The sequence below is a fragment of the Klebsiella sp. CN_Kp066 genome, assembly GCF_040065135.1.
In the GTDB taxonomy this organism is placed as follows: domain Bacteria; phylum Pseudomonadota; class Gammaproteobacteria; order Enterobacterales; family Enterobacteriaceae; genus Klebsiella; species Klebsiella oxytoca.
On sequence record NZ_JBEAIU010000059.1, the window covers coordinates 51,937 to 73,568 of the forward strand.

The 21,632-nt window shown below is 54.1% G+C and carries 17 protein-coding genes; 9 read left to right on the forward strand and 8 right to left on the reverse strand.

Going from position 1 to position 21,632, the window contains the following annotated elements; all coding sequences use genetic code 11:
- Nucleotides 1-159: 159 nt before the first annotated feature.
- From ABLV75_RS26125 to pncB, 3 genes are all read right to left on the reverse strand, one after another.
- Nucleotides 160-1,239 carry a porin gene (locus tag ABLV75_RS26125; protein ID WP_004100735.1) on the reverse strand — a complete coding sequence of 360 codons (1,080 nt, stop codon included), beginning with the start codon at nucleotides 1,237-1,239 and terminating at the stop codon, nucleotides 160-162.
- A 589-nt stretch (nucleotides 1,240-1,828) separates the two neighbouring features.
- Nucleotides 1,829-3,229, reverse strand: a complete 1,401-nt coding sequence (gene asnS, locus ABLV75_RS26130) for an asparagine--tRNA ligase (RefSeq protein ID WP_004100736.1) — start codon at nucleotides 3,227-3,229, stop codon at nucleotides 1,829-1,831.
- Between the two features lie 312 nt (nucleotides 3,230-3,541).
- Nucleotides 3,542-4,744: a nicotinate phosphoribosyltransferase gene (gene pncB, locus ABLV75_RS26135; RefSeq protein WP_004100738.1), complete on the reverse strand. Its 1,203-nt coding sequence runs from the start codon at nucleotides 4,742-4,744 to the stop codon at nucleotides 3,542-3,544.
- Nucleotides 4,745-5,071: 327 nt separating this feature from the next.
- Between pncB and pepN the strand changes: the two genes are divergently transcribed.
- Nucleotides 5,072-7,687, forward strand: a complete 2,616-nt coding sequence (gene pepN, locus ABLV75_RS26140) for an aminopeptidase N (protein ID WP_004100740.1) — start codon at nucleotides 5,072-5,074, stop codon at nucleotides 7,685-7,687.
- A gap of 64 nt (nucleotides 7,688-7,751) precedes the next feature.
- Here pepN and ssuB read toward each other — a convergent pair whose 3' ends face one another.
- Genes ssuB through ssuE form a run of 3 tightly spaced genes read right to left on the reverse strand, consistent with a single transcriptional unit; the run spans nucleotide 7,752 to nucleotide 9,943 of the window.
- Nucleotides 7,752-8,525, reverse strand: a complete 774-nt coding sequence (gene ssuB, locus ABLV75_RS26145) for an aliphatic sulfonates ABC transporter ATP-binding protein (protein WP_004100741.1) — start codon at nucleotides 8,523-8,525, stop codon at nucleotides 7,752-7,754.
- Nucleotides 8,522-9,313: an aliphatic sulfonate ABC transporter permease SsuC gene (gene ssuC / locus ABLV75_RS26150; protein ID WP_004100742.1), complete on the reverse strand. Its 792-nt coding sequence runs from the start codon at nucleotides 9,311-9,313 to the stop codon at nucleotides 8,522-8,524. The genes ssuB and ssuC overlap by 4 nt, the downstream gene beginning before the upstream one ends.
- A 54-nt stretch (nucleotides 9,314-9,367) precedes the next feature.
- A complete protein-coding gene (gene ssuE / locus ABLV75_RS26155) occupies nucleotides 9,368-9,943 on the reverse strand; it encodes an NADPH-dependent FMN reductase (RefSeq protein WP_004100743.1) in 576 nt (191 codons plus the stop codon).
- Between the two features lie 247 nt (nucleotides 9,944-10,190).
- Here ssuE and pyrD point away from each other — a divergent pair, with 247 nt between their 5' ends.
- Together pyrD and zapC are read left to right on the forward strand one after the other, a co-directional pair.
- Nucleotides 10,191-11,201 carry a quinone-dependent dihydroorotate dehydrogenase gene (gene pyrD / locus ABLV75_RS26160; RefSeq protein ID WP_004100745.1) on the forward strand — a complete coding sequence of 337 codons (1,011 nt, stop codon included), beginning with the start codon at nucleotides 10,191-10,193 and terminating at the stop codon, nucleotides 11,199-11,201.
- Between the two features lie 168 nt (nucleotides 11,202-11,369).
- Entirely contained in the window at nucleotides 11,370-11,912 is a 543-nt protein-coding gene (zapC, locus tag ABLV75_RS26165; RefSeq protein ID WP_004100747.1) for a cell division protein ZapC, read from the forward strand.
- Here zapC and ABLV75_RS26170 read toward each other — a convergent pair.
- Complete coding sequence (locus ABLV75_RS26170; RefSeq protein WP_016808052.1) at nucleotides 11,909-13,018, reverse strand: YcbX family protein; 1,110 nt, start codon at nucleotides 13,016-13,018, stop codon at nucleotides 11,909-11,911. The genes zapC and ABLV75_RS26170 overlap by 4 nt on opposite strands.
- Nucleotides 13,019-13,116: 98 nt before the next feature.
- Between ABLV75_RS26170 and rlmKL the strand changes: the two genes are divergently transcribed.
- The 6 genes from rlmKL to rmf all read left to right on the forward strand — a co-directional run bounded on the left by rlmKL (nucleotide 13,117) and on the right by rmf (nucleotide 21,038).
- Nucleotides 13,117-15,222, forward strand: a complete 2,106-nt coding sequence (gene rlmKL / locus ABLV75_RS26175; protein WP_004100749.1) for a bifunctional 23S rRNA (guanine(2069)-N(7))-methyltransferase RlmK/23S rRNA (guanine(2445)-N(2))-methyltransferase RlmL — start codon at nucleotides 13,117-13,119, stop codon at nucleotides 15,220-15,222.
- A 12-nt stretch (nucleotides 15,223-15,234) separates the two neighbouring features.
- Nucleotides 15,235-17,142 carry an ABC transporter ATP-binding protein gene (locus ABLV75_RS26180; protein ID WP_004100750.1) on the forward strand — a complete coding sequence of 636 codons (1,908 nt, stop codon included), beginning with the start codon at nucleotides 15,235-15,237 and terminating at the stop codon, nucleotides 17,140-17,142.
- 14 nt (nucleotides 17,143-17,156) lie between these two features.
- Nucleotides 17,157-18,425: a membrane integrity-associated transporter subunit PqiA gene (gene pqiA, locus ABLV75_RS26185; RefSeq protein WP_004100751.1), complete on the forward strand. Its 1,269-nt coding sequence runs from the start codon at nucleotides 17,157-17,159 to the stop codon at nucleotides 18,423-18,425.
- A complete protein-coding gene (gene pqiB, locus ABLV75_RS26190; RefSeq protein WP_004100756.1) occupies nucleotides 18,415-20,052 on the forward strand; it encodes an intermembrane transport protein PqiB in 1,638 nt (545 codons plus the stop codon). The genes pqiA and pqiB overlap by 11 nt, the downstream gene beginning before the upstream one ends.
- Nucleotides 20,052-20,615 carry a membrane integrity-associated transporter subunit PqiC gene (gene pqiC, locus ABLV75_RS26195; RefSeq protein ID WP_004100758.1) on the forward strand — a complete coding sequence of 188 codons (564 nt, stop codon included), beginning with the start codon at nucleotides 20,052-20,054 and terminating at the stop codon, nucleotides 20,613-20,615. Before pqiB ends, pqiC begins: the two co-directional genes overlap by 1 nt.
- Before the next feature lie 255 nt (nucleotides 20,616-20,870).
- A complete protein-coding gene (gene rmf, locus ABLV75_RS26200) occupies nucleotides 20,871-21,038 on the forward strand; it encodes a ribosome modulation factor (RefSeq protein WP_004100764.1) in 168 nt (55 codons plus the stop codon).
- A gap of 66 nt (nucleotides 21,039-21,104) precedes the next feature.
- Here rmf and fabA read toward each other — a convergent pair whose 3' ends face one another.
- Complete coding sequence (gene fabA / locus ABLV75_RS26205; RefSeq protein WP_004100765.1) at nucleotides 21,105-21,623, reverse strand: bifunctional 3-hydroxydecanoyl-ACP dehydratase/trans-2-decenoyl-ACP isomerase; 519 nt, start codon at nucleotides 21,621-21,623, stop codon at nucleotides 21,105-21,107.
- Nucleotides 21,624-21,632: the final 9 nt, after the last annotated feature.

Consider the following 21,632-nt stretch of genomic DNA (forward strand, 5'->3'; position numbering starts at 1 on the left):
GAAATCCGCTATCAGGTTAACGGGAGTTATGTTAATTGCCAACCGTTTGCGACAAAAAGCGAGAAGGTTTTTAAAAGTTACGATCTTCCTCTCAGGAACGCAGAAAAGCAGGACCGAAGTCCTGCTTTTTAGGCATATCACGAAGGGGTGTACTGCAAATTAGAACTGGTAAACGATACCAACCGCTGCCTGATCGTCGGTCGCGACTTTCGCAGCACGGGTGTAGTCGTTGTCGTCCAGCTGGTTGAATTTATACGCAGCGTAGACGTTCATGTTTTTGTTGAAGTAGTACCAGGTACCCACTTCGACGTATTTAACCAGGTCAGCATCGCCGCCGGAGAAGCCAGCGCGGGAGCGCAGGTCTTTACCTTTAGTCTGTACGTAGCCGATGGACGGACGCAGGCCGAAGTCGAACTGATACTGAACAACGGCTTCAAAGTTCTGAGTTTTGTTAGCGAAATAGTTGCCTTCGTTTTCCGGAGTCATGTTGTAGGTCTGAGAGTACATGACTGCAGCGTAGATGTTGTTCGCATCATACTTAGCGGAGGTTGCCCATGCTTCAGCTTTTTCGCCCTGACGGTCTGCTTTCTGGTCGCCGCTGCGGCTGGAGTTAGCATAACCAGCGGACAGCGCTACACCGTTATCAAACGCGTAGGTAGCCGCTGTGCTGAAGCCGTCGCCGTTTTGTTTCTTCACAGCGCGTTCTTTGTTTTTACCCTGGTACTGCAGCGCAAAGCTCAGGCCATCAACCAGACCGAAGAAATCAGAGTTACGGTAGGTCGCAACGCCGTTGGTACGCGCGGTCATGAAGTTGTCGGTGTTGGTCCAGCCGTCGCCGCCCCATTCAACCAGCATATCGGTCGCCGCTTCAACGTCGTAGATGGCGCCGTAGTTACGACCGTAGTCGAATGAACCGTATTCACCGGCTTTTAAGCCAGCGAAAGCCAGACGGGTTTTCGTGGTCTGGGAGCCTTCAACGTTGGACGCATCCATGTTGTATTCCCACTGGCCGTAACCGGTCAGCTGATCGTTGATCTGGGTTTCGCCTTTCAGGCCGATACGGGCGTAGGTGGTGTCGTCGCTGCTGGTGTCACCGTTAGTGGTCCAGACGTGCTCGCCAACCATTTTTCCGTAAAAGTCGAGTTTATTGCCGTTTTTGTTATAGATTTCTGCAGCGTTAGCTGCACCGGCTACCAGCAGGGCAGGAATTACCGCTGCCAGAATTTTGCGCTTCATCATTATTTATTACCCTCATTTATATTTTTTTATGAACACTTGCCACTGCCGCCAATACGTTTCGTCAATAAAAATTTACGGAACTATTGATGATAGTTTGGTGTCTGGAGGCATCTTTCCATTCAGAACAACGTTTCGCTAGCCTGAAAATGCTACCAATATCTCATATGAGTAACAAAAGGAAATTCTATGTAACTAAATGTGTATTTTTGGGAACTTTGTGAACTCTATCAACATTCCGTCCCTGTTCGCTGACAAAATCAGCTCTCTTTATATATCTATATGAATTAATTATGATTAATTTAGATAACAGAGGGGTTGCGCATTTTACAGCTGCTTTTTGCTTTTTTTTTATTCAGATCTTGTCGTTGCAAGATGTGCGGTGGTTGGTTAAATAGTGAGCAATATAATCAGCAGGTTTGACGATTTTTGGGCATTAAGTGCGATTTGTAACTTTAGGTATGAGCGAAATAGTGCGTAACATATTTATGAATTTCGCGGGTTGATGTTTAAATTTCCTGAAATTCGTTAACGTAAATTGACATAAAAAAAGGCCGGCTTGCGCCGACCTTTGCGTGAGATAACAAAAAAATCAGAATGTGGCGTTACGTGGAGTGCGCGGGAACGGAATGACGTCACGAACGTTCTGTACGCCGGTCACGTAGGCAATCAGACGCTCGAAGCCCAGACCAAAACCGGAGTGCGGCACGGTGCCGTAACGGCGCAGGTCGCGGTACCACCAGTAGTCTTCTTTATTAAGACCCATTTCCGCCATGCGCGCGTCAAGTACGTCCAGGCGTTCTTCACGCTGGGAGCCGCCGATAATTTCACCGATACCCGGCGCCAGAACGTCCATTGCGGCGACGGTCTTCCCGTCTTCGTTAAGGCGCATATAGAACGCCTTGATCTCTTTCGGGTAGTTTTTTACGACTACCGGCGCTTTAAAATGCTCTTCCGCCAGATAGCGTTCGTGCTCGGAGGAGAGATCCACGCCCCAGTACACCGGGTTTTCGAACTGCTTACCGCAATTTTCCAGAATGGTGACCGCGTCAGTATAATCCACCTGGGCGAAATCCGCGGAAACGAAACGTTGCAGACGATCGATCGCATCTTTATCAACGCGTTCGGCAAAGAACTGCATGTCATCTGCCCGCTCTTCCAGAACGGCTTTGAAAACGTACTTCAGCATCGCTTCCGCCAGACCTGCCACATCGTTCAGATTAGCAAAGGCGACTTCCGGCTCCAGCATCCAGAACTCTGCCAGGTGGCGGGTGGTGTTGGAGTTTTCCGCACGGAAGGTTGGACCGAAGGTGTAGATTTTGGATAGCGCGCAGGCGTAGGTTTCGCCGTTCAGCTGGCCAGAAACCGTCAGGAATGACTCTTTACCAAAGAAGTCCTTATCGAAATCGACTTTGCCCTGATCGTTGCGCGGCAGGTTTTCCAGATCCAACGTGGAAACGCGGAACATCTCGCCCGCGCCTTCGGTATCAGAAGCGGTAATCAGCGGGGTAGAAACCCAGAAGAAACCCTGTTCGTCAAAGAAGCGGTGCAGCGCCTGCGCCAGGGTATGGCGAACGCGCGCCACGGCGCCAATCAGGTTGGTGCGCGGGCGCAGGTGGGCAACTTCACGCAGGTATTCAATGCTATGGCGTTTAGCCGCCATCGGATAAGTTTCCGGATCGTCTACCCAGCCGCTTACTTCAACATGACTGGCCTGAATCTCAAAGCTCTGGCCCTGACCCTGGGATTCCACGACTTTACCGGTCACGATGACTGAACAGCCGGTGGTCAGGCGCAGCACTTCCTGATTGTAATTGGGAAGAGAATTACTAATAACGGCCTGTACAGGATCAAAGCAGGAACCGTCATAGACGGCGAGGAAAGAAAAGCCAGCTTTAGAATCTCGGCGGGTACGCACCCATCCGCGCACGGTGACTTCGCTGTCAACGGCAACGCGGCCCTGGAGTACGTCGGCTACAGGCACAACGCTCATAATAGTCTCTCTTGTTAGTCCAATAGAAAAATCTGTATACCCCTTCGACAGGGGGATATCTATGTTACCTGTCATCTTCCATCAGACAAGTAGATTTCGCGCAAGAAAGGGGTGTTTTAGGAAATAAATAAGGAGATTGTCTCCTTTACGACGGGAGAGCCTGATATTAAGAGAGTTTTGAGCATTGCCTTTATCCCGCGCAGGGCATTTCGCAATGAAAACAGGGCGGTGAATATGAAACACTTTTCTGAGCGGAAAGGGGACGATAATAAAAATGCGTCCGGTTTTACGGACGCATTTTTTCGCACAGTGTTAGCTGGCTTTTTTGACCGGCGGCAGATCGAAGGCTTTACGCAGGGCACGCACGAAGGCTTTATCGTGGCAAATCGTTTTACCCGGGCTATCGGAAAGTTTCGCTACCGGCTTGCCGTTGCACTCCACCAGCTTAATAACAATATTCAGCGGCTTAACCTGGGGAATATCGCAGGTTAAACGTGTGCCGATACCGAAGCTCAGATTGACCCGTGAGGAGAAGTGGCGATAAAGATCGACCGCTTTCGCCAGGTCGAGATTATCAGAAAATACCAGCACTTTGCTCAGCGGATCGATGCCCAGCTTCTTGTAATGGGCAATAGCCTTCTCGCCCCATTCTACCGGGTCGCCGGAGTCGTGGCGCAGCCCCTGATAGCGGGTTGCAAATTCCGGCCCGAAATCGCGCAGGAAAGCGTCCATCGTGATGCAGTCAGTCAGTGCGATACCTAACCGATCGGGATACTCTTCCAGCCAGGCCGCGAGGGCCGCGCGCTGGCTGCTGGCCAGGTTCGGGCTGATCTGCTGGTGCGCCTGGAACCATTCGTGCGCCTGGGTTCCCATTGGCGTCAGGTTAAGCCGACGCGCCAGATCGTAGTTGCTGGTGCCGGTGAACCACGGCTCCTGCTGCAGACGCTGAACAATGGCCTGCTGCACCTCGCGTGAGAAGCGGCGGCGAGTACCGAAATCCATCAGGCGGAAGCCGGACATATCGACATCAGCGGTGAGACGGTTAAAGTCGGACAGCTTATGTTCAAGGGTATTCAGCGCTGTCGTCACGGTGATTTCCGGCGAGCGGTAGTGGTGCACCAGCTCGCTTATCACCGCCAGCAGCGGAACCTCCCACATGATGACTTCAAGCCATGGCCCGGACAGGCGAATATTCAGCTTACCGTTGTCATTAGTGACGGTAACCTGGCGCGGATCGTAGCGGAAGCCGCGTAGCCAGTCGAGATAATCTGGCGCAAAGAAGGGCAGGCTCGACAACCAGTGATATTCATCGTCCTGCAGCCTCAGGTCGCGCATCGTCTCAACCTGCTCGCGAATCGCATCGGCGTAGATGCCGAGCAGATCGTCCCCGCGGCAGCGGAACTCCGCCGCAACCTGCACATCATTGTAGCGGTGGAAGACAGCCTGCTGCATATGCAGCTTGTAGGCATCCGTATCAAGCAGCGAATGCAGTACAGGAGAAGTGAATTGGGTCATGGTGCGCAGTAGCATCCTCTCACTGGAGCGTTTCCATCAAAACCAAAGCGGTAAAAGGAGGCGGAGTATACCTGTAATACCCGACTCTGTCCCGCGGCGACGGCTGATGGCGACGCTAACGGTCATTTGCGAGGCCTAGTTTAATATATTGAACACGCATCACACCACAAGCTTTGCGCCTGGTCGAGCGCATTTCGTGCCTCTTGTGTTATCAGAATGTAGCAATTTTCATGTTTAGCATTGAAAAGATGAAGATTCTGCATAGCGAGATTTGTGCAACAGGAATAGACTGAGTCGACACTTTACAGGACATGCTAAAGGTTTTTTATGACACAACAGCCCCAAGCCAAATACCGCCACGACTATCGTGCGCCGGAGTATCTGATTAGCGATATCGATTTGACCTTTGACCTGGATGCCGCGAAAACCGTTGTTACGGCTGAGAGCAAGGTCTCCCGCCACGCGGCTGCGTCTGATGTGCCATTGCGTCTGGATGGCGAAGACCTGACGTTGGTTTCTCTGCTGGTTAATGGTCAGCCGTGGAGCGACTATAAGGAAGAAAATAACCAGCTGGCGATCGGCGGATTGCCGGAACATTTCACCCTCACTATCGTCAACGAAATCAGCCCGGCGGCTAATACCGCGCTGGAAGGGCTGTATCAGTCCGGCGAAGCGCTGTGTACCCAATGCGAAGCGGAAGGTTTTCGCCATATTACCTGGTACCTTGACCGTCCGGACGTGCTGGCGCGCTTCACTACCAAAATTATCGCCGACAAGGCCAAATACCCGTTCCTGCTCTCCAACGGTAACCGCGTAGCCCAGGGGGAGCTGGAGAATGGTCGCCACTGGGTTCAGTGGCAGGATCCGTTCCCCAAACCGTGCTACCTGTTTGCGCTGGTGGCCGGTGATTTCGACGTCCTGCGCGATACTTTCAAAACTCGTTCGGGACGTGAGGTTGCGCTGGAGCTGTATGTAGACCGCGGCAACCTCGATCGCGCTCCATGGGCGATGACTTCGCTGCAAAACTCAATGAAGTGGGACGAAACCCGCTTTGGCCTCGAGTACGATCTTGATATCTATATGATTGTCGCCGTTGACTTCTTCAACATGGGCGCCATGGAGAACAAAGGGCTTAACGTCTTTAACTCTAAATACGTGCTGGCGCGCACCGATACCGCGACCGATAAAGACTATCTGGATATCGAGCGCGTCATTGGCCACGAATATTTCCATAACTGGACGGGTAACCGCGTAACCTGTCGCGACTGGTTCCAGCTCAGCCTGAAAGAAGGCCTGACCGTTTTCCGCGATCAGGAGTTCAGTTCCGATCTCGGCTCACGTGCGGTCAACCGCATCAATAACGTGCGTACTATGCGCGGTCTGCAGTTCGCCGAAGATGCCAGCCCGATGGCGCATCCGATTCGGCCGGATAAGGTTATCGAGATGAACAACTTCTACACCCTGACGGTGTATGAGAAGGGCGCTGAGGTGATCCGCATGCTGCATACGCTGCTGGGCGAAGAGAATTTCCAGAAAGGAATGCAGCTGTACTTTGAACGCCATGACGGCAGCGCCGCGACCTGCGATGATTTTGTCCAGGCGATGGAAGACGCTTCGAACGTTGATCTATCCCACTTCCGCCGCTGGTATAGTCAGTCCGGGACGCCGATCGTTACCGTCCATGATGACTACAATCCAGAAACGGAGCAGTACACGCTGACCATCAGCCAGCGCACGCCGCCGACCGCTGAGCAGGCTGAGAAGCTGCCGTTGCATATTCCGTTCGATATCGAACTCTACGACAACGAAGGCAAAGTCATCCCGCTGCAGAAGGGCGGTCACCCGGTGCATCATGTGCTGAACGTGACCCAGGCGGAGCAGACTTTTGTTTTCGATAATGTCTACTTCCAGCCGGTACCGGCGCTGCTATGCGAGTTCTCTGCCCCGGTGAAGCTGGAGTACAAATGGAGCGATCAGCAGCTGACTTTCCTGATGCGCCACGCGCGTAATGATTTTTCCCGCTGGGACGCGGCGCAGAGCCTGCTGGCAACCTATATCAAACTCAACGTTAACCGCCACCAGCAGGGGCAACCGCTGTCGCTGCCGATCCACGTAGCCGATGCTTTCCGCGCCATCCTGCTGGATGAGAAGATCGATCCGGCGCTGGCGGCGGAAATCCTGACGCTGCCTTCGGCGAATGAAATTGCTGAGCTGTTTGCGATTATCGATCCGCTAGCTATCGCCGCGGTGCGTGAAGCGCTGACCCGTACGCTGGCGAAAGAGCTGGCAGACGAGTTCCTGGTGATTTACAACGCCAACAAGCTTGACAGCTACCGCGTTGAGCATGCCGATATCGGCAAGCGTTCTCTGCGTAACACCTGCCTGCGCTATCTGGCGTTTGGCGACGCGGAGCTGGCGGATAAACTGGTTAGCGCGCAGTATCACCATGCGGACAACATGACCGACGCGCTGGCGGCGCTGGCGGCGGCAGTCGCTGCCCAGCTGCCGTGCCGTGATGCATTGATGCAGGAGTATGATGATAAATGGCATCAGGACGGCCTGGTGATGGATAAATGGTTTATCCTGCAGTCAACTAGCCCGGCCGATAACGTCCTGCAGACGGTTCGCGGCCTGCTGAATCATCGTTCGTTCAGCATGAGTAACCCGAACCGCGTCCGTTCTCTAATCGGCGCTTTTGCCGGCAGCAACCCGGCGGCGTTCCATGCCGAAGACGGCAGCGGCTATCAGTTCCTGGTGGAAATGCTCACTGAACTGAACAGCCGTAATCCACAGGTTGCGTCGCGTCTGATTGAACCGCTGATTCGTCTGAAACGCTATGATAACAAGCGTCAGGCGCTGATGCGCGGGGCGCTTGAGCAGCTGAAAGGTCTGGAGAATCTTTCCGGGGATCTGTTCGAGAAAATCAGTAAAGCGCTGGCATAACGCCAGCGCGAGTCCAAACCTGTCGCCCCGCTCGCGCTGCGCGAGCGGGGGAACGCCGCAGTCGTTAACCGTGACTCACTAAGCGTGGTGAGGATTCATTCTTGCCGCGCTGCATCACCCGATGCAGCACTTCCGCTTCCAGTTCGGCCAGCTTCGCCGAGCCGGTGCGCCGCGGACGGGGGATGTCCACCAGCAGATCCAGACCTATTTTTCCCTCTTCTATCAGCAATACGCGATCGGCCATCGCCACCGCCTCGCTGACGTCGTGGGTGACCAGCAGGACGGTAAAGCCATGATCCTGCCACAGAGAAACGATCAGATCCTGCATTTCCAGACGAGTCAGCGCGTCGAGTGCGCCGAGCGGCTCATCAAGCAGCAATAATCCAGGACGATGAATTAACGCACGTGCCAGCGCTACGCGCTGCTTTTGCCCGCCGGAAAGCGCTGCAGGCCATTCACCGGCGCGGTCTTCAAGGCCAACGCTCGCCAGGGCATTAAGCGCCGCCTCACGCCACTGGCCTTTCAGCCCCAGTCCGACGTTGTCGATCACCGTTTTCCACGGCAGCAGGCGGGCATCCTGGAACATCATCCGGGTATCGTCCTGGATTTGTGCCAGCGGCGTCGAGCCCGCCAGCAGCTGGCCGCCGTTGGGCTTTTCCAGCCCAGCCAGCAGCCGCAGCAGCGTACTTTTACCGCCGCCGCTGCGACCGACCACCGCGACGAATTGCCCGGTGGGGATATGCAGATCGAGTTCATTCAGAATCGTCTTGCTGCCGTAACGCTTGCTTACGCCGTTTAACAGCAGCGGAATTCCGGGATTAAGACGCGCGGTTGTCATGCGCTGGCCTCCTGAAGGTGATAAGCCGGATTCCAGCGCAGCCAGACGCGTTCAAGGAGCTGTGCGCTGAAATCGGCCAGTTTGCCGAGAATAGCGTAAAGAATAATGGCGACGACTACGACATCGGTCTGCAGAAATTCGCGAGCGTTCATTGCCAGATAGCCAATACCGGCGTTAGCAGAAATGGTTTCCGCAACAATCAGCGTTAACCACATCAGGCCGAGCGCAAAGCGGATACCGACCATAATTGAGGGCAGGGCGCCGGGCAGGATCACGTGACGGAACAGCGCAAAGCCCGATAAGCCATAGCTGCGAGCCATCTCTACCAGCCCTCGGTCAATGTTGCGGATGCCGTGCCAGGTGTTGATATAAATCGGGAACATCGTCCCCAGCGCCACGAGGAAAATTTTGGCGCTTTCATCAATGCCAAACCATAAAATGACCAGTGGAATCAGGGCGAGGTGCGGCACGTTACGTAGCATCTGAATAGAGGTATCCAGCAGGCGTTCTCCCCAGCGCGAGAGGCCGCTGATAAGCCCGAGAACCAGACCAATGGAGCCGCCGATACTGAAACCAATAAGTGCCCGCCACGAGCTAATGGCCAGATGCTGCCATAGTTCGCCGCTGGCGGAGAGCGTCCAGAAGGCTTTGAGCACGCCTTCCGGCGACGGTAAAATCCGGGTGGAAAGCCAGCCGATGGAGGAGGCGAATTGCCAAATAATCACGCTGCCCACCGGTAAAAGCCAGGGAGCTATGCGGATGAGAAATTTTTGCGAAAGCGTCGCCATGGAGTATTCCTTATTCGCTAGCGTATTGCCCTGTTAAGGGTAATACGCTGGTCGTTAAACGTGCTCAACCCGCTGTAAGGTTTTCAGCGCCGGCGCGCGGCTGCTGGGGCGATGCAGCGCCTGCCAGAAAGTTTCCAGCGCCAGGTCGAGGCGACCCTGCAGATTCGGCGTAAACTGCGGTTTATGCTGATAATCCGTGACCTGGCTATCGTCAGCAAAAACGCCGTGGAGGATCTCCTGAGCTTTCAGCGCATTGAGTACCGGTTTTAAGGCGTAATCCACCGCCAGCATATGCGCGATGGTCCCGCCGGTAGCCAGCGGCAGAACGATTTTGCCTTCCAGCGCGCGTTCCGGCAGCAGATCAAGCAGCGTCTTGAGTGCGCCTGAAAAAGAAGCCTTATAGACCGGCGTGGCAATAATCAGCCCGTCCGCGCCGGCAAGCTGTTCATTAAGCGCGTGAAGAGCGGGGTTATCGAAGCGAGCATAGAGCAGGTCTTCCGGGGCAAAATTCTGCAGGTGCCAGTGGCAAACCTCGATATCCGCCGCGGAGAGGGTCTCTCTGGCGTATTCCAGGAGTGCGCTGGAGCGGGAAGGGTAACGCGGGCTACCCGCAAGTGTTATGACTCGCATATTCTCTCCTTATAACCAAATATTTTCATTTATCTATAATTGATAACATTTAGCCGCAGTGTGACAGAGCGCTTATCTTTCCCTAAATGATTTATCCGGCGTTGGATTGTCAGAAAGCGCATAACGAAGGGGGAAAAGTAAACGTTTGCGTCGGAGATAAGATTTTTTGTCGTAGGTCAATTCCCTTTCCGGGGTGGATCGCACATAATACGCCCCCGGTTTGCACACCGGGAATCCAGGAGAGTTCATGTACTACCCCTTCGTTCGTAAAGCCCTTTTTCAGCTCGATCCTGAGCGCGCTCATGAAGTCACTTTTCAACAATTACGCCGTGTTTCGGGTACCCCGCTGGAAATGTTGGTTCGCCAGAAGGTGCCGGCTAAGCCGGTGACCTGCATGGGACTCACATTCAAGAACCCGCTGGGCCTGGCCGCCGGGCTGGACAAAAACGGCGAATGCATCGATGCCCTTGGCGCAATGGGCTTTGGTTCCATTGAAATTGGTACCGTAACGCCTCGTCCGCAGCCGGGCAACGATAAGCCAAGGATCTTCCGCCTGGTTGATGCCGAAGGTTTGATCAACCGCATGGGCTTTAATAACCATGGCGTGGATAACCTGGTAGAGAACGTAAAAAAAGCGCATTTTGACGGCATTCTGGGGATTAATATCGGTAAGAATAAAGATACCCCGGTAGAGCAAGGCAAAGATGATTACCTGATTTGTATGGAAAAAATCTACGCTTACGCCGGATATATCGCCATTAATATCTCCTCGCCGAATACTCCGGGCTTGCGTACGTTACAATACGGAGAAGCTCTCGACGATCTGCTCTCTGGTATTAAAAATAAGCAGCGTGAACTCCAGGAAAAACATCAAAAATATGTTCCGCTGGCAGTAAAGATCGCTCCGGATCTTTCCGTCGAGGAATTGATCCAGGTTGCGGACAGTTTAGTCCGACATAATATCGATGGGGTCATTGCCACCAATACCACTTTGGATCGTTCACTGGTGCAGGGAATGAAACATTGCGATGAAACCGGTGGGCTTAGCGGGCGTCCGCTGCAGCTGAAAAGTACCGAAATCATCCGTATGCTATCTGAGGAATTAAATGGCCGTCTGCCAATTATCGGCGTCGGCGGTATTGACTCAGTGATTGCCGCTCGTGAAAAGATAGCCGCCGGTGCGACTCTGGTGCAGATTTATTCCGGATTTATTTTTAAAGGTCCGCCGCTGATTAAAGAAATTGTTACCCATATCTAATCTTTTCCCCTTCTGATACTCCACCAGGGCTTTATTTATAGCCCTGGTTGTTTTATATTCCTTCATTGTTGCTTATTTAGACATTTTAGTCTTTTCTTAATTTTTGAAATATTCTGTAGCAGTTTTGCTGTTTATTGCAGATGGATGTGAAAGAGGACGGGGGTAGAAATGCGGATTAAACCTGACGATAACTGGCGCTGGTATTACGATGAAGAGCATGACCGCATGATGCTCGATCTGGCTAATGGTATGTTATTCCGATCCCGTTTTCCCCGCCGGATGCTGACGCCAGATGCCTTCGCCCCTTCCGGATTTTGCGTTGATGACGCCGCACTCTATTTTTCATTTGAAGAAAAATGCCGCGACCTTGAATTATCCAAAGAACAGCGCGCTGAATTAGTGCTCAATGCGCTGGTCGCCATTCGTTTCCTTAAGCCGCAGATGCCGAAAAGCTGGCATTTCACTACTCATCAACAGAGCTGGCAGCCCGGTACCGGTGATGCCGCTAGCGCATGGCTGAGCGATACCGGTCAGCAGGTTAATCTGCTGGTGGTTGAGCCCGGCGAAAACGCTGCGCTGTGCCTGCTAGCGCAGCCGGGACTGACGCTTGCCGGGCGAGTGATGCAGTTGGGGGACGTGATTAAAATTATGAACGACCGACTGCAGCCAGCGACCGCCGTCGCCAGCTACAGCCTGGGCCAGGCGGTTTAAGGCGCCAGCCTTACCGCGGTTTTCGGTACGCAGCTGCAGCACAAAATGGTGCCATCGGCGGCGACCGCATTTTTCTTCAGCGCGCTGACTTCCCCTTCTTCCAGACGGATGCGACAGCTGCCGCAAATCCCTGCCCGGCAGGAGTAAGGAATGCGAATTCCCTGCTGTTCCAGCTGCTCCAGCAAGATCTGCTGATTATTACCGGTAAAGCTCAGTCCCTGCCACTCAATTTCCACCGTTGCGTTCTGCTGAGTCTCAGGCGCCAGCGAATTGTCGCTTTCCCCGGCGCCGTAGGCCTTCGCCGGGCCGCGGGCCAGCACTTCTAACTCATCGCCGACGCGGATCGTGCCGCTATTTCGCGCGATCAAATTCTGGCCAAAATCAACATCGCCATTATCCAGCGCCGTGCGGAATCCCTGTAGGGTGGTTAATGGCTCACCGCCAGGGTGCTTTTGCCCACGTTCCGCGCTGACGGTTGTCAACACGCAGCGGCTGCAGGGTTTCGCGACATCAAAAACGACCTCGCCAATACGCACCACTTTCCAGGTATCTTCCTCCCAGGCGGCCGCGCCGGTCACCAGCAGATTCGGGCGAAATTGTTCTATGCTTACGCTGGCCGGACAGCGATTTTGCAGGTCCCGCAGCGAGGCCTCATTGGCCAGCAGATAGGGAAAGCCGTCGGCAAAGGAGAGGGGGACGGCATCGTGACGTTTTACCCGACGGCTAAGCTCTGGCCCCAGCCAGCGCAGCTGAACGCTGCGGTTGAAAAAACCGCTTAGCCACTGGTTCACCCCGGCCGGGGCAATCAGGGCGGTAAAATGGTTGCCCCAGACTTCGGTCGGCTCCTGCTGCACGGAGAAATCGCTGAAGCGCACGATCGCGCTACTGCCGTCCGGAGCGGTCAGATGCAGACCATCATGGAGCGGCGCGGGAGTAAACTTGACCATTTGCGGGAACTGACGAGCGGTGATAAAGGTGCCATCGGTTTCCGTCACCATAAATATACGATCGAAGGCCAGCCCGCTGATGTCTGCATAAGCGTGGCTCAGGCCAATTCCCCGCATCGATTTGACGGGATGAATAAAAAGTCGCGAAAGGGTTACCATACGCTGCCCCTGGCTTTAAAAATAAGCCTTTAACTTTATGACATGGGGCGCATATTGGCTATAATGCGCACCAATTTTCTTTTAGTAAAAGTGACGATATGAATTCTCTGTTTGCCAGTACGGCTCGTGGGCTGGAAGAGCTGTTAAAAACTGAACTGGAAGGGCTGGGCGCGGTGGACTGCCAGTTGGTCCAGGGCGGGGTCCATTTTCAGGGAGATACGCGACTGTTGTATCAAAGCCTGATGTGGAGCCGACTGGCTTCGCGGATTATGCTGCCGCTGGGGCAGTGCAGCGTATACAGCGACCTGGATCTGTATCTTGGCGTGCAGGCCATTCCATGGACGGAGATTTTCAGCCAGGATGCCACTTTTGCCGTGCATTTTAGCGGGCTGAACGAAGAGATCCGCAACAGCCAGTATGGGGCGCTGAAGGTTAAAGATGCCATCGTCGACAGCTTTACGCGTAAGAATTTGCCGCGTCCCAACGTCGATCGCGAAAACCCCGATCTGCGCATTAACGTCTGGCTGAATAAAGAGACCGCGCATATCTCTCTGGATCTCAGCGGCGAGGGCCTGCACCTGCGCGGCTACCGCGACGGTACCGGTATGGCGCCAATCAAAGAAAATCTGGCCGCGGCGATAGTGATGCGTTCCGGCTGGGCTACCGGTACGCCGCTGCTCGATCCCATGTGCGGTTCCGGTACGCTGTTGATTGAAGCGGCGATGCTGGCGACCGATCGGGCGCCGGGTTTACACCGCGGCCATTGGGGTTTCGGCGGCTGGGCGCAGCATGATGATGCTATCTGGAAAGAGGTGAAGTCCGAAGCGCAAACCCGCGCCCGTCAGGGGCTGGCGGCGTATGAGTCGCGCTTTTACGGTTCCGACGTTGACGCCCGGGTTATCGAACGCGCGCAGCGTAACGCCCGCCGTGCCGGTATTGGCGAGCTGGTTACCTTCGAAGTGAAAGATGTTGCCCAGCTGAGCAACCCGTTGCCGAAGGGCCCTTACGGGACAGTGATTAGCAACCCTCCATACGGCGAGCGTCTGGAGAGCGAGCCGGCGCTGATTGCCCTGCATAGCCTGCTGGGGCGGATTATGAAAAACCAGTTTGGCGGCTGGAACCTGTCGCTGTTTAGCGCCTCGCCGGATCTGCTGAGCTGCCTGCAGCTGCGCGCCGATAAGCAGTTCAAAGCGAAAAACGGCCCGCTCGACTGTGTACAGAAGAATTACCACCTTGCGGAAAACGAAGGCGGCAAAACCGCGATGCTGGCGGAAGATTTCGCCAACCGCCTGCGTAAAAACCTGAAAAAATATGAGAAGTGGGCGCGCCAGGAAGGTATTGAATGCTATCGCCTGTATGATGCCGACCTCCCGGAATACAACGTCGCTATTGACCGTTACGCCGATTGGGTTGTGGTGCAGGAGTATGCGCCGCCGAAAACCGTTGACGCGCATAAAGCCCGTCAGCGTCTGTTCGATATTATTGCTGCCACCATTGCCGTGCTTGGGATTGCGCCGAATAAGCTGGTGTTGAAAACCCGCGAGCGGCAGAAAGGTAAAAATCAGTACCAGAAAATGGGCGAAAAAGGTGAATTCATTGAGGTGCAGGAGTATAACGCGCGTCTGTGGGTTAATCTGACCGACTATCTGGATACCGGGCTGTTCCTCGACCACCGTATCGCTCGCCGCATGTTGGGGCAGATGAGTAAAGGTAAAGACTTCCTCAATCTGTTCTCCTATACCGGCAGCGCCAGCGTTCACGCCGGCCTTGGCGGCGCGCGATCCACGACCACGGTTGATATGTCGCGTACCTACCTCGAATGGGCTGAGCGTAACCTGCGCCTCAATGGTTTAACCGGTCGCGCGCATCGCCTGATGCAGGCCGATGTGCTGGGCTGGCTGCGGGAGACGACCGAACAGTTCGACCTGATCTTTATCGATCCGCCCACCTTCTCCAACTCGAAGCGTATGGATGACGCCTTTGACGTTCAGCGCGACCATTTGCGCCTGATGACCGATTTAAAACGTCTGCTGCGTAAAGGCGGCACGATTATGTTCTCAAACAACAAACGCGGTTTCCGTATGGATCATGACGGGCTGGCGCAGCTGGGCCTGAAGGCGCAGGAGATTACGCAAAAAACGCTGTCTCAGGACTTTGCCCGCAACCGTCAGATTCACAACTGCTGGCTGATTACCGCAGCCTGAAAGGAATAAAGAATGTCTTTAATTAGTATGCACGGCGCCTGGCTCTCTTTCAGCGATGCGCCGCTGCTGGATAATGCTGAACTGCATATCGAAGATAACGAACGTGTCTGCCTGGTGGGGCGCAACGGCGCGGGTAAATCGACCCTGATGAAGATCCTCAACCGAGAACAAGGTCTTGATGATGGGCGCATTATCTATGAGTTGGATCTGGTTGTGGCGCGTTTGCAGCAGGATCCGCCGCGTGACGTCACCGGAACCGTGTATGACTTTGTGGCGGAAGGGATTGCTGAGCAAGCAGCATACCTTAAGGGTTATCACGATGTTTCGCAGCTGGTGATGACCGATCCGAGCGACAAGAATCTCAATGAGCTGGCGCGTCTGCAGGAACAGCTGGACAATTTAGGGCTGTGGCAGCTCGACAGTCGTATTAATGAAGTGCTGGAACAGTTGAATCTGGATCCTAACGCCGAGCTATCATCGCTCTCCGGCGGCTGGCTGCGTAAAGCGGCCCTCGGTCGCGCGCTGGTCAGCGGGCCGCGGGTGCTGCTGCTCGATGAACCGACCAACCACCTCGATATTGAAACCATCGACTGGCTGGAAGGTTTCCTGAAGATGTTTAAAGGCACCATCATCTTTATTTCGCATGACCGTTCTTTTATTCGCAATATGGCGACGCGCATTGTCGATCTCGATCGAGGCAAGCTGGTGACCTATCCGGGTAACTACGATCAGTATCTGCTGGATAAAGAAGAAGCGCTGCGCGTAGAAGAGCTACAGAACGCGGAGTTCGATCGCAAGCTGGCGCAGGAAGAAGTGTGGATCCGTCAGGGGATCAAAGCGCGCCGAACCCGTAACGAAGGACGCGTGCGGGCGTTAAAGGCCATGCGTCGCGAACGCGGCGAGCGTCGTGAAGTGATGGGCAGCGCGAAGATGCAGGTTGAAGAGGCCGCGCGTTCGGGCAAGATTGTGTTCGAAATGGAGAATGTTAACTACCAGGTTGATGGCAAGGTGCTGGTTAAAGACTTCACCGCCCAAATCCAGCGCGGCGACAAAATTGCGCTGATTGGCCCGAACGGCTGCGGCAAAACTACGCTGCTGAAGCTAATGCTCGGTCAGCTGCAGGCGGATAGCGGGCGTATTCATGTAGGCACCAAGCTGGAAGTGGCCTACTTCGACCAGCACCGCGCGGAACTTGATCCGGATAAAACGGTGATGGACAACCTTGCGGAAGGTAAACAGGAAGTGATGGTGAACGGCAAGCCGCGCCACGTCCTGGGCTATCTGCAGGATTTTATGTTCCATCCGAAACGCGCGATGACGCCGGTGCGTGCGCTATCGGGCGGCGAGCGCAACCGTCTGCTATTGGCGCGTCTGTTCCTTAAGCCCAGCAACCTGTTGATTCTCGACGAACCGACAAACGATCTGGATGTCGAAACCCTCGAACTGCTGGAAGAGCTCGTCGACGGCTATCAGGGAACCGTGATGCTGGTTAGCCACGACCGTCAGTTTGTCGATAATACGGTAACAGAGTGTTGGATCTTTGAAGGCGCAGGGCAAATTGGCCAATACGTTGGCGGCTATCATGACGCCCGCGGTCAGCAAGCGCAGTACCTCGCGCGTAAGCAGCCGGTTTCCAAAAAGAGTGTTGAAGTTGCTCAACCGAAAGCAGAAAGTGTCAAACGTGCTGCCAGCAAACTAAGCTATAACCTGCAGCGCGAGCTGGAACAGCTGCCGCAGAAGCTGGAAGAACTGGAAGCCCAGCTGCAGAATTTGCAGGAGCAGGTTGCCGACCCTTCTTTCTTTGGTCAGTCGCATGACCATACGCAGCAGGTACTGGCGCAGCTGAGTGAAGCGGAGCAGGCGCTGGAAGCCGCCTTCGAACGCTGGGAATATCTTGAAGGGCTAAAAAACGGCGCATAAGCTGAGGAGTTTTCATGTGCGATCATCATCATGCTGCGCGGCATATTCTGTGCCGACAATGTGATCTGCTGGTGGCTTTGCCGCAGCTGGAGCATCGCCAGAAAGCTGCATGTCCGCGCTGCGGAACGACATTGACAACGTCATGGGACGCGCCACGGCAGCGTCCTACCGCGTATGCGCTGGTCGCGTTGTTCATGTTGCTGCTGGCCAATTTGTTTCCCTTCATCTATATGAAGGTCGGGGGGATTAGCAGCGAAATTGAATTGCTGGAAATCCCGAACGTCCTCTTCACCGAGGACTATGCCAGCCTCGGCACGTTCTTTTTGCTTTTCGTCCAGCTGGTGCCGGCTTTTTGTCTGGTCACTATACTCCTGCTGGTCAACCGGGTGCGCATGCCATCCGGGCTGAAAGCGTTTCTGGCGCGTATTCTGTTTCATCTTAAAACCTGGGGAATGGCGGAAATCTTTCTCGCCGGGGTACTGGTCAGCTTCGTTAAGCTGATGGCCTATGGCGATATTGGCGTTGGCCTGAGCTTTGTCCCGTGGTGTATGTTCTGCGTATTACAGCTGCGGACGTTCCAGTGCGTGGATCGCCGCTGGCTGTGGGATGATATTGCGCCAATGCCGGCTATCAAGCAGCCGCTGAAAGTTGGCGTGTCCGGACTGCGTCAGGGGCTGCGTTCATGCTCATGCTGTACAGCGGTGTTGCCGATTGATGAGGCCGTCTGTCCGCGCTGTCATACAAAGGGGACTGCCCGGCGTAAAAACAGCCTGCAGTGGACGCTGGCGCTGTTAATGACTTCGCTAATCCTTTATATGCCCGCCAATATTCTGCCGATCATGATTACCGATCTGCTTGGCGATAAAATGCCTTCCACCATTATGGCGGGGGTGATCCTGCTGTGGAGCGAAGGATCCTATCCAGTGGCGATGGTGATATTCATCGCCAGTATTATGGTGCCAACCTTAAAAATGATCGCCATTGGCTGGCTCTGCTGGAACGCCAGCGGCAGGGGAGATCGCGACTCAGAGCGCATGCATCTGATTTATGAAGTCGTCGAGTTTGTTGGCCGCTGGTCAATGATTGATGTGTTTGTCATCGCAGTCCTCTCCGCTCTGGTGCGCATAGGTGGGTTAATGAATATCTACCCGGCGATAGGGGCGGTGATGTTTGCGCTGGTGGTAGTGATGACAATGTTTTCGGCCATGACCTTTGACCCGCGTTTGTTGTGGGATCGTGAGCCAGATTCAAGCCATGAGGAAAGACTGCAGCATGGAAAATAAGAGCGGAGAAGCGAAGGTGCAAAAGGTGAAGAACTGGTCACCGGTGTGGATCTTCCCGATAGTGACGGCGCTAATTGGCGCCTGGATTCTTTTTTATCACTATAGCCACCAGGGGCCGGAAGTGACCCTGATCACAACCAATGCCGAAGGCATTGAAGGGGGAAAGACCCGTATTAAAAGCCGCAGCGTTGACGTCGGCGTGATTGAAAGCGCAACGCTGACGGACGACCTGACTCACGTGGAGGTTAAAGCCCGACTGAATTCTGGCATGGAAAAACTGCTTCATCAGGATTCGGTTTTTTGGGTGGTTAAGCCGCAGGTTGGTCGTGAAGGTATCAGCGGCCTCGGCACGCTATTGTCCGGCGCCTATATCGAACTGCAACCGGGGACCAAAGGCTCTGTCCCTGCGCAGTATCCGCTGCTGGATTCACCGCCGCTGGCCTCACCCGATGCGAAAGGCATTCGTATTCTACTGGAAAGTAGCAAAGCGGGTCAGCTGTCACCCGGCGACCCGGTGCTTTTCCGCGGCTATCGTGTAGGTTCGGTGGAAACCAGCACCTTCGATGCGCAAAAACGCAATATCACCTATCAGCTGTTTATTAGCGCGCCTAACGATCGGCTGGTCACTAATAACGTGCGTTTCTGGAAGGACAGCGGTATTGCGGTGGATCTGACCGCGGCCGGCATGCGCGTTGAGATGGGATCGCTGTCGACGCTGTTTGGCGGCGGCGTCAGCTTTGATATCCCTGAAGGACTCCCGCTAGGGGAACCGGTGGCGAATAAAACCGAATATCATCTGTTTGACGATCAACGCAGCATTCAGGACTCTGTGTTCACTCAACACATTGACTACGTGATGTTCTTTAAAGATTCTATTCGCGGTCTGCAGCCCGGCGCGCCGGTTGAATTCCGCGGTATCCGTCTTGGGACCGTAGGCAAGGTACCATTCTTTATTCCAGGCCTGAAGCAGAACATAAACGACGATTACCGTATCCCGGTAGAAGTGCGAATTGAGCCGGAACGCCTGATCAATCAGTTAGGCGCCGATCCTGATATTCGTAAGCATATCGATGATCTAATGAATCGCGGGCTGCGCGGTTCGCTTAAAACCGGCAATCTGGTGACCGGCGCGCTGTATATCGATCTCGACTTCTATCCGAAAGCCCCTGCGCGCGGCAAGATGCAGGAATTTGGCGGTTATCCGATTATTCCGACCGTAAGCGGTGGTCTGGCGCAGATCCAGCAGCGCCTGATGGATGCGCTGGATAAGATTAATAATCTGCCAATTAATCCACTGCTGGAGCAGGCAACCAGTACGCTGGCGCAAAGTGAAAAAACCATGCAGCACGTACAGGCGACGCTCGACAGTCTGAATAAGATCACCTCAAGTCAGTCTATGCAGCAGCTGCCGGGTGATATGCAGAGTACGCTACGTGAACTTAATCGTAGTATGCAGGGCTTCCAGCCTGGCTCCGCGGCTTACAATAAGATGGTTGCGGATATGCAGCGTCTCGACCAGGTGCTGCGCGAACTGCAGCCGGTACTGAAAACGCTTAATGATAAGAGCAATGCGCTGGTATTTGAGGCGAAGGATAAAAAAGATCCGCAGCCGAAGGGAGCGAAATAATGAAGAAATGGCTAATAGCGGCGGCGGTATGCGCGTTGACGGCATGCAGCAGCGGCGGTGAGAGTAAAACTTACTACCAGCTTCCCGTGGCTCAGGGCGGCGCGCAAAGCGCCGCACACCAGAGCAAAAATTTGCTTTGGGTCGAGCAGGTCAGTATTCCGGATTATCTTGCCGGTAACGGGGTGGTCTATCAGACCACCGATGTTCAGTATGTGATTGCAAATAACAATCTGTGGGCGAGTCCGCTCGATCAGCAGCTAAGAACGACGCTGGTGGCGAACCTTAGCAATCAGCTTCCCGGCTGGGTCGTAGCTTCTCAACCGCTGGGTAGCGAGCAGGATACCCTAAACGTATCCGTCAGCGGTTTTCACGGTCGTTACGATGGTCGGGTTATCGTTAGCGGTGAGTGGTTACTGAAGCATCAGGGACAGCTGATTAAGCGGCCATTCCATATCGAGCTCAAGCAACAAGAAGATGGCTACGATGCGATGGTGAAAACGCTCGCTCAGGCCTGGACTCAGGAAGCGGCGGCGATTGCCAGCGAGATTAACCGCTTGCCATAAGTAAAATTAATAAGAAAAAAAGCCGCAGCGAAAATGAAAATCGCAGCGGCTTTTTTATTTGTCTCATCAGATTGTTACTTGTGCTGGTTCACAGTTTTTGTACAAATGAAGTTTCATGTAGCTCACAAATATGACAATGGCGTGAATTTTGCGCATTGACGCTATCCCCGATTCGCGGTATTCGTTAACCGTGGTTGCGTATTTAGTGACCATTGTTTTCTTTTCCACCAGATCAAAGAATGAGGGAAACGAGGCATGAAGAGACAAAAACGAGATCGCCTGGAACGGGCACATCAGCGTGGGTACCAGGCCGGTATTACCGGAAGGTCGAAGGAAATGTGTCCTTACCAGACCTTAAACCAGAGGTCTTATTGGCTGGGAGGCTGGCGAGAGGCCATGGAGGACAGGGTACAAATTGCCTGACTGTCTCTTTAAAAAGAAGCCTCCGCTGCGCGGGGGCTTCGCCGTTTATAAGCGTGACTGCTTATATCAGAATGAGGAAGTGTCCTGGAACAGGCCCACTTTCAGATCGGTTGCGGTGTAGATCAGACGATCGTCAACCAGCACTTCACCATCCGCCAGGCCCATAATCAAACGACGATTTATCACGCGTTTGAAATGAATGCGGTAGGTTACTTTCTTCGCCGTTGGCAGTACCTGGCCGGTGAGCTTGACTTCACCTACGCCTAGCGCACGACCTTTACCTTCGCCACCTAACCAGCCCAGGTAGAAGCCCACCAGCTGCCACATGGCATCCAGACCCAGACAGCCCGGCATCACCGGGTCACCAATGAAGTGGCAACCGAAGAACCACAGATCCGGGTTAATATCGAGTTCTGCCTCGACATAACCTTTGTCATAGTTACCACCGGTTTCGGTCATTTTGATGACGCGGTCCATCATCAGCATATTTGGCGCCGGCAGTTGAGGGCCTTTCGCGCCAAATAGTTCACCACGACCGGAGGCAAGAAGGTCTTCTTTTGTATAGGATTCGCGTTTATCTACCATGTTTTCAGT

Coding starts and splice junctions, on each gene's coding strand:
- rlmKL (WP_004100749.1), top strand. CDS start 13,117: ATGAATTCTCTGTTTGCCAGTACGGCTCGTGGGCTGGAAGAGCTGTTA.
- asnS (WP_004100736.1), bottom strand. CDS start 3,229: ATGAGCGTTGTGCCTGTAGCCGACGTACTCCAGGGCCGCGTTGCCGTT.
- pepN (WP_004100740.1), top strand. CDS start 5,072: ATGACACAACAGCCCCAAGCCAAATACCGCCACGACTATCGTGCGCCG.
- zapC (WP_004100747.1), top strand. CDS start 11,370: ATGCGGATTAAACCTGACGATAACTGGCGCTGGTATTACGATGAAGAG.
- ABLV75_RS26125 (WP_004100735.1), bottom strand. CDS start 1,239: ATGATGAAGCGCAAAATTCTGGCAGCGGTAATTCCTGCCCTGCTGGTA.
- ABLV75_RS26170 (WP_016808052.1), bottom strand. CDS start 13,018: ATGGTAACCCTTTCGCGACTTTTTATTCATCCCGTCAAATCGATGCGG.
- pqiC (WP_004100758.1), top strand. CDS start 20,052: ATGAAGAAATGGCTAATAGCGGCGGCGGTATGCGCGTTGACGGCATGC.
- rmf (WP_004100764.1), top strand. CDS start 20,871: ATGAAGAGACAAAAACGAGATCGCCTGGAACGGGCACATCAGCGTGGG.
- pqiB (WP_004100756.1), top strand. CDS start 18,415: ATGGAAAATAAGAGCGGAGAAGCGAAGGTGCAAAAGGTGAAGAACTGG.
- pyrD (WP_004100745.1), top strand. CDS start 10,191: ATGTACTACCCCTTCGTTCGTAAAGCCCTTTTTCAGCTCGATCCTGAG.
- ABLV75_RS26180 (WP_004100750.1), top strand. CDS start 15,235: ATGTCTTTAATTAGTATGCACGGCGCCTGGCTCTCTTTCAGCGATGCG.
- fabA (WP_004100765.1), bottom strand. CDS start 21,623: ATGGTAGATAAACGCGAATCCTATACAAAAGAAGACCTTCTTGCCTCC.
- pncB (WP_004100738.1), bottom strand. CDS start 4,744: ATGACCCAATTCACTTCTCCTGTACTGCATTCGCTGCTTGATACGGAT.
- pqiA (WP_004100751.1), top strand. CDS start 17,157: ATGTGCGATCATCATCATGCTGCGCGGCATATTCTGTGCCGACAATGT.
- ssuB (WP_004100741.1), bottom strand. CDS start 8,525: ATGACAACCGCGCGTCTTAATCCCGGAATTCCGCTGCTGTTAAACGGC.
- ssuC (WP_004100742.1), bottom strand. CDS start 9,313: ATGGCGACGCTTTCGCAAAAATTTCTCATCCGCATAGCTCCCTGGCTT.
- ssuE (WP_004100743.1), bottom strand. CDS start 9,943: ATGCGAGTCATAACACTTGCGGGTAGCCCGCGTTACCCTTCCCGCTCC.